General features: G+C 69.7%; 14 protein-coding genes and 1 pseudogene. 1 reads left to right on the top strand and 14 read right to left on the bottom strand.

Going from position 1 to position 17,392, the window contains the following annotated elements; genetic code table 11:
- Nucleotides 1–51: 51 nt before the first annotated feature.
- Entirely contained in the window at nucleotides 52–1,608 is a 1,557-nt protein-coding gene (gene tnpC / locus OG884_RS29525) for an IS66 family transposase (protein WP_326638258.1), read from the bottom strand.
- A gap of 198 nt (nucleotides 1,609–1,806) precedes the next feature.
- On the bottom strand, nucleotides 1,807–3,378 hold the full coding sequence (locus tag OG884_RS29520; RefSeq protein ID WP_326638257.1) for a hypothetical protein: 1,572 nt from the start codon (nucleotides 3,376–3,378) through the stop codon (nucleotides 1,807–1,809).
- 229 nt (nucleotides 3,379–3,607) lie between these two features.
- Here OG884_RS29520 and OG884_RS29515 point away from each other — a divergent pair, with 229 nt between their 5' ends.
- Nucleotides 3,608–4,090: an ATP-binding protein gene (locus OG884_RS29515; protein WP_326638255.1), complete on the top strand. Its 483-nt coding sequence runs from the start codon at nucleotides 3,608–3,610 to the stop codon at nucleotides 4,088–4,090.
- A 13-nt stretch (nucleotides 4,091–4,103) separates the two neighbouring features.
- On the opposite strand, the gene OG884_RS29510 is transcribed toward OG884_RS29515, so the two are convergent.
- The 12 genes and pseudogenes from OG884_RS29510 to carA all read right to left on the bottom strand — a co-directional run.
- A complete protein-coding gene (locus OG884_RS29510) occupies nucleotides 4,104–4,394 on the bottom strand; it encodes a hypothetical protein (RefSeq protein WP_326638253.1) in 291 nt (96 codons plus the stop codon).
- Between the two features lie 1,124 nt (nucleotides 4,395–5,518).
- Nucleotides 5,519–6,706, bottom strand: coding sequence for a methionine adenosyltransferase (metK, locus tag OG884_RS29505; protein ID WP_326638250.1), 1,188 nt, complete (start codon nucleotides 6,704–6,706; stop codon nucleotides 5,519–5,521).
- 212 nt (nucleotides 6,707–6,918) lie between these two features.
- Nucleotides 6,919–7,287: a hypothetical protein gene (locus OG884_RS29500; RefSeq protein ID WP_326638249.1), complete on the bottom strand. Its 369-nt coding sequence runs from the start codon at nucleotides 7,285–7,287 to the stop codon at nucleotides 6,919–6,921.
- 79 nt (nucleotides 7,288–7,366) lie between these two features.
- Nucleotides 7,367–8,608 carry a bifunctional phosphopantothenoylcysteine decarboxylase/phosphopantothenate--cysteine ligase CoaBC gene (coaBC, locus tag OG884_RS29495; RefSeq protein WP_326638247.1) on the bottom strand — a complete coding sequence of 414 codons (1,242 nt, stop codon included), beginning with the start codon at nucleotides 8,606–8,608 and terminating at the stop codon, nucleotides 7,367–7,369.
- Nucleotides 8,609–8,617: 9 nt separating this feature from the next.
- Nucleotides 8,618–8,881 (bottom strand): DNA-directed RNA polymerase subunit omega, encoded by a 264-nt coding sequence (rpoZ, locus tag OG884_RS29490; protein ID WP_030909981.1) that lies wholly within the window; start codon nucleotides 8,879–8,881, stop codon nucleotides 8,618–8,620.
- 12 nt (nucleotides 8,882–8,893) lie between these two features.
- Nucleotides 8,894–9,523, bottom strand: coding sequence for a guanylate kinase (gene gmk, locus OG884_RS29485; protein WP_326638242.1), 630 nt, complete (start codon nucleotides 9,521–9,523; stop codon nucleotides 8,894–8,896).
- 136 nt (nucleotides 9,524–9,659) lie between these two features.
- Nucleotides 9,660–9,983, bottom strand: a complete 324-nt coding sequence (gene mihF, locus OG884_RS29480) for an integration host factor, actinobacterial type (RefSeq protein ID WP_326638241.1) — start codon at nucleotides 9,981–9,983, stop codon at nucleotides 9,660–9,662.
- A gap of 185 nt (nucleotides 9,984–10,168) precedes the next feature.
- The gene (gene pyrF / locus OG884_RS29475) at nucleotides 10,169–10,882 is read right to left on the bottom strand and encodes an orotidine-5'-phosphate decarboxylase (RefSeq protein ID WP_326638239.1); all 714 of its coding nucleotides are present in this window, start codon (nucleotides 10,880–10,882) and stop codon (nucleotides 10,169–10,171) included.
- The gene (locus OG884_RS29470; RefSeq protein ID WP_326638237.1) at nucleotides 10,879–11,853 is read right to left on the bottom strand and encodes a dihydroorotate dehydrogenase; all 975 of its coding nucleotides are present in this window, start codon (nucleotides 11,851–11,853) and stop codon (nucleotides 10,879–10,881) included. The genes pyrF and OG884_RS29470 overlap by 4 nt, the downstream gene beginning before the upstream one ends.
- Entirely contained in the window at nucleotides 11,843–12,694 is an 852-nt protein-coding gene (locus OG884_RS29465) for a dihydroorotate dehydrogenase electron transfer subunit (protein ID WP_326647027.1), read from the bottom strand. The genes OG884_RS29470 and OG884_RS29465 overlap by 11 nt, the downstream gene beginning before the upstream one ends.
- A 50-nt stretch (nucleotides 12,695–12,744) precedes the next feature.
- Nucleotides 12,745–16,041, bottom strand: a complete 3,297-nt coding sequence (gene carB / locus OG884_RS29460; protein WP_326638235.1) for a carbamoyl-phosphate synthase large subunit — start codon at nucleotides 16,039–16,041, stop codon at nucleotides 12,745–12,747.
- A 226-nt stretch (nucleotides 16,042–16,267) separates the two neighbouring features.
- Nucleotides 16,268–17,371, bottom strand: a pseudogene (gene carA, locus OG884_RS29455) (glutamine-hydrolyzing carbamoyl-phosphate synthase small subunit); the annotation flags it as partial.
- Nucleotides 17,372–17,392: the final 21 nt, after the last annotated feature.

Here is a 17,392-nt window from a genome sequence, read left to right as displayed (position 1 = left end):
ATTGATTTTTGCAAGCCCTAATGGGTGTCCATTCACGGGGGTGAGCCCGCGTCAAGCGGCGATGGGCGTGGGTAGCCAGGTGTGTCCAGCGAGGACGGCGTGAATGGCGTCGATCGCGCGGATGCCGTGGCCCTTGGTGGTGACCAGGTAGGAGCGCACGCGGCAGTACCGGCTCAGGGTGGCCATGGTGTGCCAGTGGCCGGAGACCGCTTGATGGCGTTTCGGCTCCTTGAGTGCCTGCTCGGAGGCATTGTTGGTGAACGGGACAGTGAAGTTCGTGGTGAACGGCCAGACCTGCTCGGCTTTGACCTTCAAACGGCGGGCCAGCCGGTAGCCGGGATGGTTGCCGTCATGCCAGTCTCGGTGCCGGTTGGTGATCTCTCCCCAGTTGACCTCGTGGTCGTAGCGGGCTCGCAGGCCGACCAGCAGATCATCGTCGAGGCGGTCCCGGTCGTCGGCGGCGGCCTGACCGACCGCGGCCAGCGCTTGGAGCAGGATCGTGCGGACGCGTTCGGCCCAGCCCTGCTCGACGGGGTGCAGGTCACGGACCCCGGCCAGGTGGCGGATCATGTGCGCTCCGCATTGCTGCACTCCGGCCAGTTGCTCGTCGAACTGAGCCCAGCCTTTGTAGTCGTCGCGGACCAGGTAGCCCGCGTACCCGTCCAGGACACCCAGGGCCTTGATCGCTTCCTTGGAGCGGGCGCCGATCGGCTTCAGCCAGACCAGCCGCTCGTCGGGGGTGCGCACGCTGACGATGTGCGGTTGGCCGGGCAGCGGCTGCCCGCTCTCGTCGGTGTTCTTGCGCAGCACGTTGACCGGCGTCTCGTCGACGCAAAGGACGTCCTCGCCTTGCAGGGCGGCCTTCATCGCCTCATCGAACCCGGCGCAGGCCGGCTTGTCGGCGAACCGGTGATGGGCCTTGGCGACGAACCCGGTCGAGACCGGCGTACCGAGCAGCGCCTCCATCAGCATCGCGGTCCGCTCGACCGGGACGTTGCCCAAGGCCAGCAGCATGATCGCCGCTGCGTTCACGTTCGGCCCGTACACCACGCTGCCCGCCTGGCCGAACGGCGCAGCCGCGCGGGTCGTCGTCCCACAGCCGCAGCACGCCGGCGTCGGCAGCAGCCAATGCGTCTTTTCCACCGTGATCGGCGGGATATCCCACACCTGCGCCCAATCGGCTCCGACCTGACGTGCCCCGGCCAGGTCATGGCCGCATCCGGAACACTCGGCCGGCGGCTCGGCCGTCTTCTCCGTCCGCTCGCCTTTCGGCGCCGGGGTCAGCCCGACCCCCTTGCGGCCCTTCTGCCCGCCGGGCTTGCGGTCCTTCGACCGCTCACGCTGCGAGGTCAGCCGCTCGGCCTTACGACGCGCCTTGGCCGCGATCGACTCCTTCGACTCCGGTGTGGAGGAGTTCGAGCTGTCCATCCCCAACCGGCGTTCCAGCTCGGCCAGCCGCAGCTCAAGAAGCCTGCGCGCCGCGCGCTCCTCCTCCAACAGCACCTTCAGTACCGCGATCTCGGCGTCCTTGAGCTCCACCACCCGGCGCAGCTGCTCGTTGGCAGCACGCCACGCCTCTTCGGCCGTAGGGGGCGGGATGTCGGACACAAGACAGCATGATCGAGGATCACGTCCCGGCGATCAAACCGAGGTCGCGCCGCAGGTCACGAGACCCCGTGAATGGACACGACCTAATAGCAGCGGAAGCAAAGTGCGCCACAGAACTCTCCGTTCATACCGGCCAATATCCCCAGCTCCAATGATGTCTGATGGTCAAGCATTTCCCAGGAAAAGTGCCGGAACACGTCAGACCAGGATGGCCAGTGAACGCAACCGTTCGTCCAGGTCCTGGACGTACTTGTTGCCCTCCCACGGCGCGAGCCGAGCACGAGTCTGTCGCACGGAGTGAACCAGACGAGTGGAACTGTGCCCCACGACGGCCTGCGCAGCCTTGTCAATCATGGTGACGGCCGCCGGAATCTCCTGCTTCTTGATCAGTACACTCGCATATTCGAGCTGAAGGATGCTTTTGACCCGGACAGAACCAGGCCCCATCTTCGCAAGCCTCTGCTCCACTTCGACTATCGCCCAGTCGAACTGCCCGGCCTTGATGAGGCAGAACACGGCATGGCGAGCGATGCGGTCCGGTTCAAGCCAGAAAAGGTGCCGGAGTTCCGCTCCGTTCCGACTGCTATCCGCCAATCTGACAGCACGGTCGAGCATCCGAAGCCCTTCCCCGTCACGTCGCGTATTCGAGAGCACCCTGGCGACTATGGAGAAGGTCGCGGCCTGCTGCAGACCATTGCCACTGTTCTTGGCCCACCCTTCGGCTGCGAAAGCATGATCTATGGCCATGGTTGGCTTGCCGTGAAAAATCGCCATGTCAGCCATCAGCCCGTGCAGATGAGCCAGGAGAGCAGGAGTACCCAGCTCGTAAGCCGCAGCCAGCCCTTCCTGATAGCGACGTGTGGCACTCGTGTAGTCCATCAGGTCGTAGTGGCACCAGCCCGTCATGTGGCTGAGGCTCCAGTAGACGCGCAGTAGGCGCTCGCGCAGGGCCCGGGTGAGGGAGCCCCGTTTGAGGAGGTCGTCGACCATCGCGCGCTTGGCCTCAGCGACCGGTAGAACCTGTCTGGGGCCGGACGCCTCGTCCATGGCCCACAGCCGGGCGGTGAGCCGTTCCAGCACGTCGATGGTGGTCGCGTCGATCGGGTTCTGGTGGCGTGCGGCGGCGGCCAGGCGTTCCCGTTCCGGCGGGGTGAGGTGGCGGAGCAGCCCCAGGGCGGGCGTCCCACCCAGGACCAGGGCCAGTTCGAAGAGCAGTTCGCGGCGTTTCACGTCGGCCTCCTCTGCGCCGACCGCGCGCAGCAGGTCGGCACAGCGGGCGGGCGCGGGCGCGGGAACGAGTGGGGAAAGTGCCTTCGTTCCCTTGGTGCCCGGGATGGCCGGTGCGGACACCTGGCGGCAGTAGTGCGCATCGAGGTGACGGTGATCTACCTGGTCGATCAGGTCCCGGTCCCGTACCCCGTATGAGGCGTAGACCTCGTCGGTGACCAGGCGTCGGGCGGTGGTCTGGTAGACGCGGGCGAAGATGGTGACCGCCCCGGCGCCGGGACGCCGCCCGGCCTGCGGCCAGGCCTCGTAGTCGTAGAAGCGCGCCGCCCGCAGGGTGGCGGTGCCCGCCGGATCGAGGTCGTTGTAGGCCGCCACCACGTCGCCCGCCGTACGACCGTGGGCGTAGCGGTACAGCCGCAGCGGGCTGACCTGGTGATCGAGGGCGAACACCCCGGCGATCTGGTCGAACGTGAGGCAGCAGGCCCGCAGCGCCTCACTACGCCGCCTGCACCCCAGCAGGATCCGGTATCCCTCTCCGGGCATCCGCACTCCCTTCCCCGAACACACACGGATCGTATGCCTCTGGTCACGGAGAATGACAGCCGGGCGGGGAAGTGGGGATCCTCGACCGTCGAGCGCGATGTTCTCGCAGTTCAACGGCACTGTGCGCGGAGTATCTCGCCGGCGGTATCCCGGAGGGCTACCGCGCGGGAGGGCCGGGCCACTGTTCTGCTGACGATTTCCCGCCGACCAGGAGACCAGGAGAGCACGCATGACCGCTACCCACGACGGCGTGGCCCCGGAGTTGATCGACGCCATGGTACGGCTCCGCCCCGGCGGCATGACCTGGCGACGGACCTTCCCCGGCCGGCCCGCCCAGGTTCCCGAGGCCCGGCGCTTCGTCAGGTTCCTGCTGGCGGACTCGTCCTTTCAGCGGGACGCGGAGCAGATCGTCGCCGAGCTCGCCGCCAACGCCGTCCGCCACACCGCCAGCGGATGGCCGTGCGGCACGTTCGTCGTCGAGGTCGTCCGCAGGCCCGAGGCCACCCGGGTGACGGTCTACGACTCCGGCCGGGGCTCCGTCCCCGCCATCGTCCATCCCGCCCTCCTCGGCGAGGGCGGCCGGGGACTCCCCCTGGTCACCGCCCTGGCCTCCCAGGTCGGCTGCCGAGGCACCCAGTCCCACGGCCACGCCGTCTGGGCCCAGTTCAGCACCGGAAAAGCCTCGGCCCCCCTCCGAACGCCCACGGCGTAGACGGCCATGATGGTCAGCGGCCCTCGGCCCAGAGGTCGCCGAGTACAGGGCCGATTCCCCTGGTGGCAGCAAGTGCACGCTCACGGTGGGCTTCGGTCACCGGGGAAGCGGGAGAAGGGTCGGCGAGCACGCCGAGCCGGTGCGCACGTGCGCGAAGCTCCGCCCGGGCATCTCGCGCCTCATCGGACAGACCGCGAGCGAGGATCTCCACGGCGGTGGCGTTGACGGAACGGCCGGTGCGACCGGCCCTTCGGATTATGCGCCGATGCAGATCGTCATCGATTCGGAGGAGGAGTTTCCTCATGCCTTGAGGATAGTGATCAGAGCCACAGGTCGCGTCCACGGATGTGGTGTACGAGCATCCGAATCCGGTAAGCCGGTCACAGTGGAAAAGCGCGGCGTCGTCCGTGGGGAAAAGCGCGGCGAGGGTGGTGGAGTGGTTCAGGGCCGCTCGTCGGTGTCGCGTCGTGCGGGGTCGAAGGTCAAAAGCGCGCCGAGGGTGGTGGAGTGGCCCCAGACCGCCCATCGGTACGGGTCCGCCGCGGTGTGGAAGGGTTCGGGGCCGCTCCTCGCCGCCGCCTCGCGCGGGGCTCTCGCCGTGCGGGGTACGAAGGTCCGCGGGATGTCCGGTCACGGGTCGCCCCCGGCCGGGTGCGGGGACGAATCGGGCCTTCCACCACGAAAAGCGGCCCACCCGAGGGGGTGGGAGTGGCGCCTTTCTTGATCTGGGTGAATCCGCACGCCCCCAGCGTGCCAACTCACCCAGATCATGGAAAATCCCCGATCGTCACCACCACGGCCCCGCCTCCACGCCCGCCATGACCCGCTTTGCCCCCTCCCGGAGCTCCACCGGCCCGCCCCCGGTCACCCACACCCGGCCAACGCCCGCCACCACCCCGCACGATGCGCTACCGGTGAGCGGCCCCCAACCACTCCACCACCCCCGCCGCGCTTTTGACCTTCCACCCCGCACAACGCGACACCGGTGAGCGGCCCCCAACCACTCCACCACCCCCGCCGCGCTTTTCCCCACGTACTACGCCGCGCTTTTCAACGGCGATCAGCCAGGCGCGACGCGGGTACCGATCTCAAACACTCGTACACCACCTGCGCGGACGCGGCCGAGTCACAAAGCGATCTCACTTGCCACTGTTCCCGAGCGCGCGACAGAAGGATCCGGGCCGGGGGCAGGACGCACGGAATTCTGACGGGATCGGCGCACACCCTGAGATCATCCCCCAGTGCACAGGGCAACACGGGATCGGCGCACACCCTGAGATCATCCCCCAGTGCACAGGGCAACACGGGATCGGCGCACACCCTGAGATCATCCCCCAGTGCACAGGGCAACCGGGTACCGGCGGGTCCGGACATGCGACGGCCCCCGTGAAGAGTTCTCACAGGGGCCGTCTTGAAACGTGCTGGCCGTCAGAGACCGGCGGCGACGCGCAGGGAGTCGGCGCGGTCGGTGGACTCCCAGGAGAAGCCCTCGCGGCCGAAGTGACCGTAGGCGGAGGTGCCCGAGTAGATCGGGCGGAGCAGGTCGAGGTCGCGGATGATCGCGGCCGGGCGCAGGTCGAAGACCTTGACCACGGCTTCCTGGATCTTGCTGACCTCGATCTTCTCGGTGCCGAAGGTCTCGACGAAGACGCCGACCGGGTGCGCCTTGCCGATGGCGTAGGCGACCTGGACCTCGGCGCGGTCCGCCAGACCGGCGGCCACGATGTTCTTCGCGACCCAGCGCATGGCGTAGGCGGCCGAGCGGTCGACCTTGGACGGGTCCTTGCCGGAGAAGGCGCCGCCGCCGTGGCGGGCCATGCCGCCGTAGGTGTCGACGATGATCTTGCGGCCGGTCAGGCCGGCGTCGCCCATGGGGCCGCCGATCTCGAAGCGACCGGTCGGGTTGACCAGGAGGCGGTAGCCCTCGGTCTCGATCTCCAGGCCGGCCAGGACCGGGTCGACCACGTGCTCCTTGATGTCGGGAGCGAGCATCTCCTTGAGGTCGATCTCGGCCGCGTGCTGGGTGGAGACGACCACCGTGTCGAGCCGGACCGGCCTGTCGCCGTCGTACTCGACGGTGACCTGGGTCTTGCCGTCGGGACGCAGGTAGGGCACCGTGCCGTCCTTGCGGACCTGCGACAGGCGCTCGGCCAGGCGGTGCGCCAGCTGGATCGGCAGCGGCATCAGCTCGGGGGTCTCGCGGCAGGCGTAGCCGAACATCAGGCCCTGGTCACCGGCGCCCTGGCGGTCGAACTCGTCGCCCGCCTCGCCCTCGCGGTTCTCGTAGGCGTCGTCGACGCCCTGGGCGATGTCGGGCGACTGCGCGCCGATGGACACCGACACGCCACAGGAGGCACCGTCGAAGCCCTTGTGCGAGGCGTCGTAACCGATCTCGAGGATCTTCTCCCGGATGAGACCGGGAATGTCGACGTAGGTCTCCGTCGTCACCTCTCCGGCGACGTGGACCTGACCGGTGGTGATCAGCGTCTCGACCGCGACGCGGCTCTTGGGGTCACCCTTGAGCATGGCGTCGAGAATCGCGTCACTGATCTGGTCGGCGATCTTGTCCGGGTGGCCCTCTGTGACCGACTCGGAGGTGAACAGGCGACGGGACAAGTCAGTGGCTCCTCATGCAGCGGCTGCTGGCGTCTGTGGCTCTGGCATCGGCAGGACACCAGTAGCGCTCCGGCGAATTCTAGCCCCACCTGATGCGGGGCCGCGAAACCGTCTCAGATCGTGTCACCCTAAATGTTCAGATCATGTAGTGGAAGAGCTGCGGGTTCACCGAAATCGGCCGCGGGGAAACACGGCCGGCCGTGGAGCGAGGCTCACAGGTCGGGCAGCGGATCGGGCGGCAGCGTCTCGGGGGCGAAGACCTCGGCGTCGGCGGCGGAGATCACCGCGGCGTACTCCTCCTCGATCTCGAACACCATGCCGCCGAGCTCGATGGCCGCGCCCGCGGAGAACTCCAGCGGGCCGAGCCGGGTGCGCCGGGTGTGGGTGGCGTACACCGAGGTCGGCGCGTTGCGGTCGAAGAACTTGGTGGAGAGCAGGTAGATGGTGCGATCGGTGATCACGATGAGGAAGGCCGCCATGCCCGGGGTGCCCACCGACAGCGCCGGCAGGACGTAGTGGATCTCCTCCCCCGGCGGAAGCAGCGCGCGGCATCGGGCCCTGACAGCGGCGGCGACCGGCATGATCCGCACCCCTCTCGGCTGCGATGAGGCAGGGCATCTGGGAGGCAGTATCCGCCGGGAGGTGGCCTACGGCAAGTGGTCAGGCCAGGCGCGCGGCGACGAGGTCCCAGACCACCTCGGCGAGCGCCTCCTTGGGGCCGCGCGGGATGTCGACCCGCTCCCCGTCGGAGAGGAGGACCACCGCCGCGTTGTCGGGCGTGCCGAAGGCGAGGTCGTCTCCGACCTGGTTGACGACGAGCAGATCACAGCCCTTGCGGGTGAGCTTGGCCCGCCCGTTGGCGAGGACGTCGTCGGTCTCGGCCGCGAATCCCGCGATCACCTGAGGGTACGGCTTGAGCCCTTCGCGGCGCCGCTCACCCAGCTCCGCCAAAATGTCGGGATTTTTCACTAGATGGATGGCATCAGGCTCATCGGCGGTCTTTTTGATCTTCGACCCGCTCCGCGCCGAGGGCCGGAAGTCGGCGACGGCGGCGGCCATGACCACGGCGTCGGCGCCCTCCACTGCCTCCAGCACGGCGTCGCGCAGCTCCAGAGCCGAGGTGACCCGGACCACCCTGACCCCCGCGGGGTCGGGCAGGGCGACGTTGGCGGCCACCAGGGTGACCTCGGCCCCCCGGGCGACGGCCGTGCGGGCCAGGGCGTAACCCTGCAGGCCCGAGGAACGGTTGCCGATGAAGCGGACCGGGTCGATGGCCTCGCGGGTGCCCCCCGCGGAGATCACCAGGCGACGGCCCACCAGGTCGGCGGGGCGCCCGGAGAGGACGCGGCGGCAGACCTCGAAGATCTCCTTCGGGTCCGGCAGGCGGCCGGGGCCCGTATCGGCCCCGGTCAGGCGGCCCACCGCGGGATCAACGACGATCGAGCCGCGTTCGCGGAGCGTGGCCACGTTCGCGCGGGTCGCGGGGTGCTCCCACATCTCGGTGTGCATCGCGGGGGCGAACACCACCGGGCAGCGCGCGGTGAGCAGCGTGTTGGTCAGCAGGTCGCCGGCCAGCCCGTGGGCGGCCTTGGCGAGCACGTCGGCGGTGGCCGGCGCGACGACCACCAGGTCGGCGCCCTGTCCGATGCGGACGTGCGGCACCTCGTGCACCGACTCCCAGACGTCGGTCGTGACCGGGTTGCCGGACAGCGCGGCCCAGGTCGGCTCGCCGACGAAGCGGAGCGCCTCCCTGGTCGGGACCACGCGCACGTCGTGGCCGGACTCGGTGAACAGGCGCAACAGCTCGCACACCTTGTAGGCGGCGATGCCCGCGCTCACACCGAGGACGACTCTCGGCCTGCTGGGAACCACGGAGGTCTCGGCCTCGCCTGCGGTCGGCATCGAGGTGGGTCAGCCCTCGATCGGCTCGGAGGTGAGCAGGCCCTCGCTGACCTCGCGCAGCGCGATGGAGAGCGGCTTCTCCTGCGCGTGGGTCTCGACGAGCGGGCCGACGTACTCGAGCAGGCCCTCGCCGAGCTGAGAGTAGTAGGCGTTGATCTGACGCGCCCGCTTGGAGCCGAAGATCACGAGACTGTACTTGCTGTCGACGATGTCGAGCAGGGCGTCGATCGACGGGTTGGTGATGCCTTCGGAGTAGGCGGCGCTGGTTGCCACGTGTGATTTCCCCTAGCTAGGTGAACGTCCGAGGCGTGAACCCTCGGGAGCATCAGCCAACAAGGCTATCAGCCGATGGCATACATCCTGGACTGACGTGTTGACGAGCGTCAGGTCGAACTCCCGCTCGGCCGCCATCTCGATCCGGCCGGCCGCCAGGCGGCGGGCGATGACGTCCTCGGGCTCGGTCCCCCTGCCGCGCAGGCGCTTCTCCAGCTCCTCCCAGGTCGGGGGGGCCAGGAAGACCAGCAGGGCCTCGGGCATGGTCGCACGGACCTGCCTGGCGCCCTGGAGGTCGATCTCCAGCAGCGTGGGCACCCCGGCGGCGAGTTTCTCGAGCACCGGGCCGCGCGGCGTCCCGTACCGGTTTCCGGCGAACTCGGCCCACTCAAGCAGCTCGCCGGAGCCGGCGAGGCGGTCGAACTCCTCGTCGTCGGCGAAGAAGTACTCAACCCCGTGGGTCTCCCCCGGACGGGGCTTCCTGGTGGTCACCGAGACCGACAGCCACACCTCGGGGTGTGCCCGCCGAAGCTCGGCGACGACCGTGGACTTGCCGACGCCCGACGGCCCGGACAGGACCGTCAGGCGCCTACCGGCCGGGAGTCCGGCGAGGGCTCGCGCCCCCTTCGGACCTCCGGCCAAGGATGTGGAGCGACCGGCTCCGCCCTCGGCGGTTGCCTCCGGAGTCCGACTCTCGTCGGACCGCGACGTTCCGGTCACTCCAAACCCCCCGTGATGCTGTCCCCATATGGGGTGAACGTGGTCGTATGAACCGAGATTAGCTCTCGGCCCCGCCGAACTCACGCTCGAGCGAAGCTCGCTGGTTCGTGCCCAGGCCCCGCACGCGGCGGGACTCTGCGATGCCAAGCCGCTCCATGAGCTGCTTGGCGCGAACCTTGCCCACGCCGGGGAGCGACTCCAGAAGGGCCGAAACCTTCATCTTGCCGATGACGTCGTCGGCCTGCCCGTCTTTGAGCACCTCAGTCAGAGAGACCGCACCGTGCTTCAGGCGGTTCTTAACCTCGGCACGCTCTCGGCGGGCCTTGGCAGCCTTCTCTAGGGCTGCGGCGCGCTGCTCAGGGGTTAGGGGAGGAAGAGCCACGCCGGGTCACCTCGAATTTCCTGTCGATGTACTCGGACGGGAAGGGAAACTAGCTGGTCATGGCGCTTCAAGCAACGTCAAGACCACTTTATCCCCCCAGAAAATCAACTTCGTGACTTTCTGTGATCACAATGTTGCTCTGTGTGGACGAAACTGCACTCAACGCCGAGTTTTCCGGGGTTGTGTCATGCGCCGTGTCCAGCGGCGGCGGAGGTGCGCCGGAGGGCCGCGGCGATGCCCGCGGCCGTCGCGCCGGGGTCGGCGGAACCGGTGATCGGGCGGCCGATCACGAGAAGATCCGCCCCGTCGGCGAAAGCCTGCTCCGGAGTCGCTACCCTTGCCTGGTCCTGACTCTCGGCGCCGGCGGGACGGACGCCGGGGGTGATGAGCGTGATGTCGGGCCCGACCTCGGCGCGCACCGCGGCCACCTCGCGCGGCGAGCAGACGAGGGCCTGGGCGCCCGCGGCGACGGCCATGGCCGACAGGCGGCGCACGGCGTCCTGGGAGGGGCCCCTGACGCCCATCTGCTCCAGGTCGGCCTCCGAGAGCGACGTGAGCAACGTCACCGCCGCGATCTGGGTGTTGGGCACGGCCTCCACCGCCGCCCGGATCATCGTGGGGCCGCCGGTGGCGTGGACCGTCAGGATGGCGGGCTTGAGCCGGGCCACGGCCCTGGCGGCGCCCGCGACGGTGTTGGGGATGTCGTGGAGCTTCAGGTCGAGGAAGACCCGCACCCCGCTCGCGCCCCGGACGGAGGCGATCACGTCGGGGCCGTAGCGGAGGTAGAGTTCCAACCCGACCTTGACCGTGGTGACGTGCGGGGTGACCAGGCTCGCCCAGTGAGCCGCGGTCTCGAGGTCTGGCGCGTCCAGGGCGACGGCGATGGGTGCGGGCGTCACAGGGAACTCTCCTCAAGATCTATCCGGTGCCGGGTGGACGCCCCCGGCGGGCGGTGTGCCAGCCCGACCACGTCGGCCAGCCGGTGGAACCCCCGGGCCGCCAGGATCTCCTCCAGTTCACGGAGGATGCGCAGGCAGGCGTAGGGATCGTGGAACAGCGCGGTCCCCACGGCGACGACGCAGGCTCCGGCGAGGATGAGCTCGAAGGCGTCCCTGCCGGTCAGCACGCCGCCCATCCCGATGATGGGCACGCTGGGCAGGGCCGCGTGGACCTGCCACACGCAGCGTACGGCCAGTGGCCTGACCGCGGGTCCCGACAGGCCGCCGGTGACCGCCGCGAGCACGGGCCGCATGGCCTCGGTGTCGATGCTCATGCCGAGCGGATTGTTGATCATCGACAGGGCGTCGGCACCGCCGTCCACGCACGCGCGGGCCACGCTCACGATGTCCATGACATCCGGGGAGAGCTTGGCCACCACGGGCACGTCGTAGCGCATGACCGAGCGCACCGAGGCGATCACCTCGGCGGAGGCCGCGCCGTCGCGGGCGAAGACCCGGCCCCGGTCCTCGATGTTGGGGCACGACAGGTTGACCTCCACGGCGGTGACGCCGGGCGCGTCGGTGAGCCTGCGGGCCAGCGCGGTGTACTCGGCCACGGTACCGCCGCCGATGGACACCACGGTCCGCACGCCCCGCTGGGCCAGCCAGGGCAGCTCGCGCTCCAGGAAGACGTCCACCCCCGGCCCCTGAAGCCCGACGGCGTTGAGCATGCCCGAGGGCGTCTCGGCCATCCTGGGGGTCGGTCGGCCCGCCCGAGGGGCCATCGTGATCGACCGGGTGGTCAACGCGCCGATCCGGGCGAGGTCGAAGAACTGGGCGAGTTCGGAGCCGGACGCCGCGCACCCGGCGGCCGTGGTGACGGGGTTGACCAGTTCCACGTGCCCCAGGTACGTCCGCATGTCAACCGGCATTGCGCGTTCCTCCACCGGGCGCTCCCAGCGCGTCGAACGGGATCGTCCCGACGTCGTCGAAGCGGACGCGTTCGCCCCTGAAGACCGGTCCTTCGACGCACGAGCGCACCATCCGGGTCACCCCGTCGTCCCCGATGACCGGCAGCACGCACGTCATGCACACGCCGATCCCGCACGCCATCCGCTCCTCGACCGCCACCTGGACGGGGATGTCGAACTCGACGGCCACCGTGGTGACGCCGTGCAGCATCGGCATCGGACCGCAGGCGTAGACCGCGTCGGCCCGCACGTCGGCGATCACGCCGGGCAGCACGTCGGTCACCCGGCCGCGCATGCCCAGGGAGCCGTCCTCGGTGGTCAGCGTGGTCGTCTCCCCCATCCTCCTGGCGCGCAGGGCGCCGAACACCCGGTCGGCCGAGGCCGCGCCGAGGACGAAGTCGACACGGCAGCCGCGCCGCTGCAGGGCGTCGGCCACGGTGAACAGCGTCGCCGAGCCGTGCTCGGCACCGACCAGGACGCAGGTCACCGGGTCTCTGGGCAGCGGGAACGGGCGGCCGAGCGGGCCCACCAGGTCGAGGGTGTCGCGGGCGCGCCGGTCGGCCAGCCAGGCCGTGCCCGGCCCGCTCACCGAGAAGACGAACTCGACGGTACCGCCGTAGTCGGGCTTGACGTCGTGGACGAAGAAGGCACGGCGCGTCAGCATCGACGTCTGCGCCCCGCCCGCGGCCACCCCGACGAAGTGGCCGGGCCGGAAGCGCTCGGCGATGCCGGGCGCCACCACGGTGAGCGCATGGTAGGCGTCGACGCGGCGCGTCGTCAGCACCGTGCCCGTCACCTGCACCGGAGTAACAGGCGTCTTCCTCACCTCCGCTGGGGCGCCGGCCTCACTCCTCAACCGCTCCGCAACCGCTTCGCGTGCTCCTGCAGGGACCGTACGCCGATGTCACCGCGGACGATCGCCTGGATGCCCTGCACCGCCGCGGCGAGGCCCTGGACCGTGGTGATGCACGGGATGGCGCGCAGCACGGCGGCGGTGCGGATCTCGTAGCCGTCCAGGCGGGGTCCAGACTGGCCGGGGCTCCCGAAGGGGGTGTTGACGATGAGGTCCACCTCCCCGTCCAGGATGCGCCGGACGATGGTCTGCTCGCCCGCGGGGCCGACTCCCTCGCTGTGCTTGCGCACGATCTTGGCACGGACACCGTTGCGGCGCAGGACTTCGGCGGTGCCCTCGGTGGCGAGGATCTCGAAGCCGAGGTCGGCGAGGGCCTTGACCGGGAAGATCATGGCGCGTTTGTCGCGGTTGGCGACCGAGACGAACGCCCGTCCCTTGGTGGGCAGCGAGCCGTAGGCCGCGGCCTGCGACTTGGCGTAGGCGGTGCCGAAGAACTCGTCGATGCCCATGACCTCACCGGTGGAGCGCATCTCGGGGCTGAGCACGATGTCCACGCCGCGGAACCGGTTGAAGGGCAGCACGGCCTCCTTGACCGCGATGGGCGCGTCCAGCGGCATGGTGCCGCCGTCGCCGCTCCTGGGCAGCAGGCCCTCGGCGCGTAGCTCGGCCACCGTGGCGCCCATCATCACCCGGGCCGCCGCCTTGGCCAGCGGCACCGCCGTGGCCTTGGAGACGAACGGGACGGTACGGCTGGCGCGGGGGTTGGCCTCCAGCACGTACAGGATGTTGGCCGACATGGCGTACTGCACGTTGAGCAGGCCGCGCACGCCCACCCCCCTGGCGATGGCCTCGGTGGCGGCGCGGATGCGCTTGATGTCGTAGCCGCCCAGCGTCATCGGCGGCAGCGAGCACGCCGAGTCGCCGGAGTGGATGCCGGCCTCCTCGATGTGCTCCATCACGCCGCCGAGGTAGAGCTCCTCGCCGTCGAAGAGCGCGTCGACGTCGATCTCCACGGCCTCGTCGAGGAACTTGTCCACCAGCACCGGGTGATCGCTGGCCGCGCCCGCCTTGGCCATGTAGGCGATCAGGGTCTCGTCGTCGTAGACGATGGCCATGCCCGCGCCGCCCAGCACGTAGGAGGGGCGCACCAGCACCGGGTAACCGATCTCCGCGGCGATGGCCAGCGCCTCGTCCTCGGTCACCGCGACGCCGTGCTTGGGAGCGGGCAGGCCCGCCTCGGCGAGGACCCGGCCGAACGCGCCGCGCTCCTCGGCGAGGTGGATCGACTCGGGTGAGGTGCCGACGATCGGGACGCCGGCGTCCTTGAGCGCCTGGGCCAGGCCGAGCGGGGTCTGGCCGCCGAGCTGGACGATGACGCCCGCGACGGGGCCGGTCTGCTGCTCGGCGTGGACGACCTCCAGGACGTCCTCCAGGGTGAGCGGCTCGAAGTAGAGGCGGTCGGAGGTGTCGTAGTCGGTGGAGACCGTCTCGGGGTTGCAGTTGACCATGACGGTCTCGTAGCCGGCCGCGGAGAGCTCGAAGGAGGCGTGCACGCACGCGTAGTCGAACTCGATGCCCTGGCCGATCCTGTTGGGCCCCGAACCGAGGATGAGGACCTTGGGGCGATCCCCGTAGGGGACCTCGGTCTCCTCGTCGTAGGTGGAGTACAGGTAGGGGGTCTGGGCGGCGAACTCCGCGGCGCAGGTGTCGACGGTGTTGTAGACCGGGCGGACGCCGAGCGCGTGGCGCAGGTCGCGCACCCGCGACTCGGTCATGCCGCGCAGCTCGGCGATCTGCGCGTCGCTGAAGCCGTACCGCTTGACCCTGGTCAGCACCTCGGCGGTCAGCTGCGGCACCTCGCGCAGCTCGGCGGCCATCTCGTCGATCGCGATCAGCTGGTCGACGAACCACGGATCGACACTGGTGGCCTCGAACAGCTCCTCGGCGCCCGCCCCGGCGCGGATGGCCTGCTGCATGGTGAACAGGCGCCCGTCGTGCGGGGTACGGCAGGCGGCCAGGAGCTCGTCCCTGTCGCCGGGATCGCCGGCCCAGGTGAAGGAGGCCCCCTTCTTCTCCAGCGAGCGCAGCGCCTTCTGCAGGGCCTCGGGGAAGGACCGGCCGATCGCCATGGCCTCGCCGACCGACTTCATGTGGGTGGTCAGGGTCGTGTCGGCCCCGGAGAACTTCTCGAACGCGAACCGGGGCACCTTGACCACGATGTAGTCCAGCGAGGGCTCGAACGACGCCGGGGTCTCCTTCGTGATGTCGTTGGGGATCTCGTCCAGCGTGTAGCCGATGGCGAGCTTCGCGGCGATCTTCGCGATCGGGAAGCCGGTGGCCTTGGAGGCGAGCGCCGAGGAGCGTGAGACGCGGGGGTTCATCTCGATGACGACCATGCGGCCGGTGCGCGGCTCGACGGCGAACTGGATGTTGCAGCCGCCGGTGTCGACGCCGACCTCGCGGATGACCGCGATGGCCACGTCGCGCATGTTCTGGTACTCGCGGTCGGTCAAGGTCAGGGCGGGGGCCACGGTGACGCTGTCGCCGGTGTGCACGCCCATCGGGTCGATGTTCTCGATCGAGCAGACGATCACCACGTTGTCCGCCCGGTCGCGCATGACCTCCAGCTCGTACTCCTTCCAGCCGAGGATGGACTCCTCAAGGAGCACCTCGGTGGTCGGCGAGGCGTCGAGGCCCGCTCCGGCGATGCGGCGCAGCCCCTCCTCGTCGTGCGCGAAGCCGGAGCCGACCCCGCCCATGGTGAAGGAGGGCCGCACCACCAGCGGGTAGCCCAGCTCTCCCGCGGCGGCCAGGCACTCGTCCATGGTGTGGCAGACGAACGAGCGGGCCGACTCGGCGTTGAGGCCGTGCTCCTCGGCGACCTTGGCCACGATGCCCTTGAACAGCTCGCGATTCTCGCCCGACTGGATGGCGTCGACGTCGGCGCCGATCAGCTCGACCTCGTAGCGCTCCAGGACGCCGGCCTCGTACAGGGAGATCGCGGTGTTCAGCGCGGTCTGCCCGCCCAGGGTGGGCAGCAGCGCGTCGGGCCGCTCCTTGGCGATGATCTTCTCGACGATGTCGGGGGTGATGGGCTCGACGTAGGTGGCGTCGGCGAACTCGGGGTCGGTCATGATGGTCGCCGGGTTGCTGTTGACGAGGATCACCCGGAAGCCCTCGGCGCGCAGCACGCGGCAGGCCTGGGTACCGGAGTAGTCGAACTCGCAGGCCTGGCCGATCACGATCGGTCCTGAGCCGATCACCATGATCGACTGGATGTCCGTGCGCTTAGGCACCCTTGCTTCCCTCCGTGCTTATGGTCGCGCCCGGCTCCTCGCCGGCTCCGCGGAGGACTCGTCCCTCGTCCGCCACTCCGCCCGCTCGTCCCCCGGACCGCTCCGTGCCTATGGTCGCGCCCGGCTCCTCGCCGGCTCCGCGGAGGACTCGTCCCTCGTCCGCCACTCCGCCCGCTCGTCCCCCGGACCGCTCCGTGCTTGTGATCGCCCCGTCGGCCGTTCCCCGCTTCCCCGCCATCAACGCGCAGAAGTCGTCGAACAGGCCGGCGGAGTCGTGCGGGCCGGCCGCGGCCTCCGGGTGGTACTGGACGCTGAAGGCCGGGCGGTCCAGCAGCCGCAACCCCTCGACGCAGTCGTCGTTGAGGTTGACGTGGCTGACCTCCGCCGGGCCGTACGGCGTGTCGAACACGCCCTCCAGCGGCGCGCGCACCGCGAAACCGTGGTTGTGCGCGGAGATCTCCACCTTGCCGGTGCCCCGGTGCTGTACCGGCTGGTTGACACCTCGATGGCCGTAGCGCAACTTGTAGGTGCCCAGCCCCAGGGCCCGTCCGAAGAGCTGGTTTCCGAAGCAGATGCCGAAGAACGGGACGCCTGCGTCAAGGACCTCGCGCAGCGCCTCGACCGGCCCGTCGGCGGTGGCGGGGTCGCCGGGACCGTTGGAGAAGAACACCCCGTCCGGGCCGAGCGCGAGGATCTCCGCCGCGGTGGCCGAGGCGGGCAGCACGTGCACCTCGCAGCCGCGCTCGGCCATCCGGTGCGGCGTCATCGCCTTGATCCCGAGATCGACCGCGGCCACGGTGAACCGCCGCGTGCCGATCGCGGGCACCACGTACGGCTTGGTGGTGGAGACCTCCCCCGCCAGGTCGGCGCCCTCCATCGCGGGGCTGCCCAGCACCCGCTCCAGCAGCTCCTCGACCGGCGCCAGGGCCTTGCCGGAGAAGACCCCGGCCCGCATCGCCCCCCGCTCCCGCAGGTGACGGGTCAGCGCGCGGGTGCCGGGAATGGCGATGCCGACGACACCCTGCTCCCTGAGGTAGTCGTCCAGGGAACGGTTGGAGCGCCAGTTGGAGGCCAACCGGGCCGGCTCGCGGACCACGTAACCGGCCACCCACACCCGCGAGGACTCCGGATCCTCGTCGTTGATCCCGGTGTTCCCGATGTGCGGTGCGGTCATCGCGACGATCTGGCGGTGGTACGACGGATCGGTCAGTGTCTCCTGGTAGCCGGTCATCCCCGTGTTGAAGACCATCTCGCCGAAGGTCTCGCCCTCGGCTCCGTAGGGGGTCCCGTGGAAGACGCGTCCGTCTTCCAGCACTAGCACTGCGGTCACTCACACACCCCGATCATCTCG

This window comes from Streptosporangium sp. NBC_01755 (assembly GCF_035917995.1).
Taxonomy (GTDB): Bacteria; Actinomycetota; Actinomycetes; order Streptosporangiales; family Streptosporangiaceae; genus Streptosporangium.
This window is presented reverse-complemented; position numbering and strand designations above follow the sequence as displayed.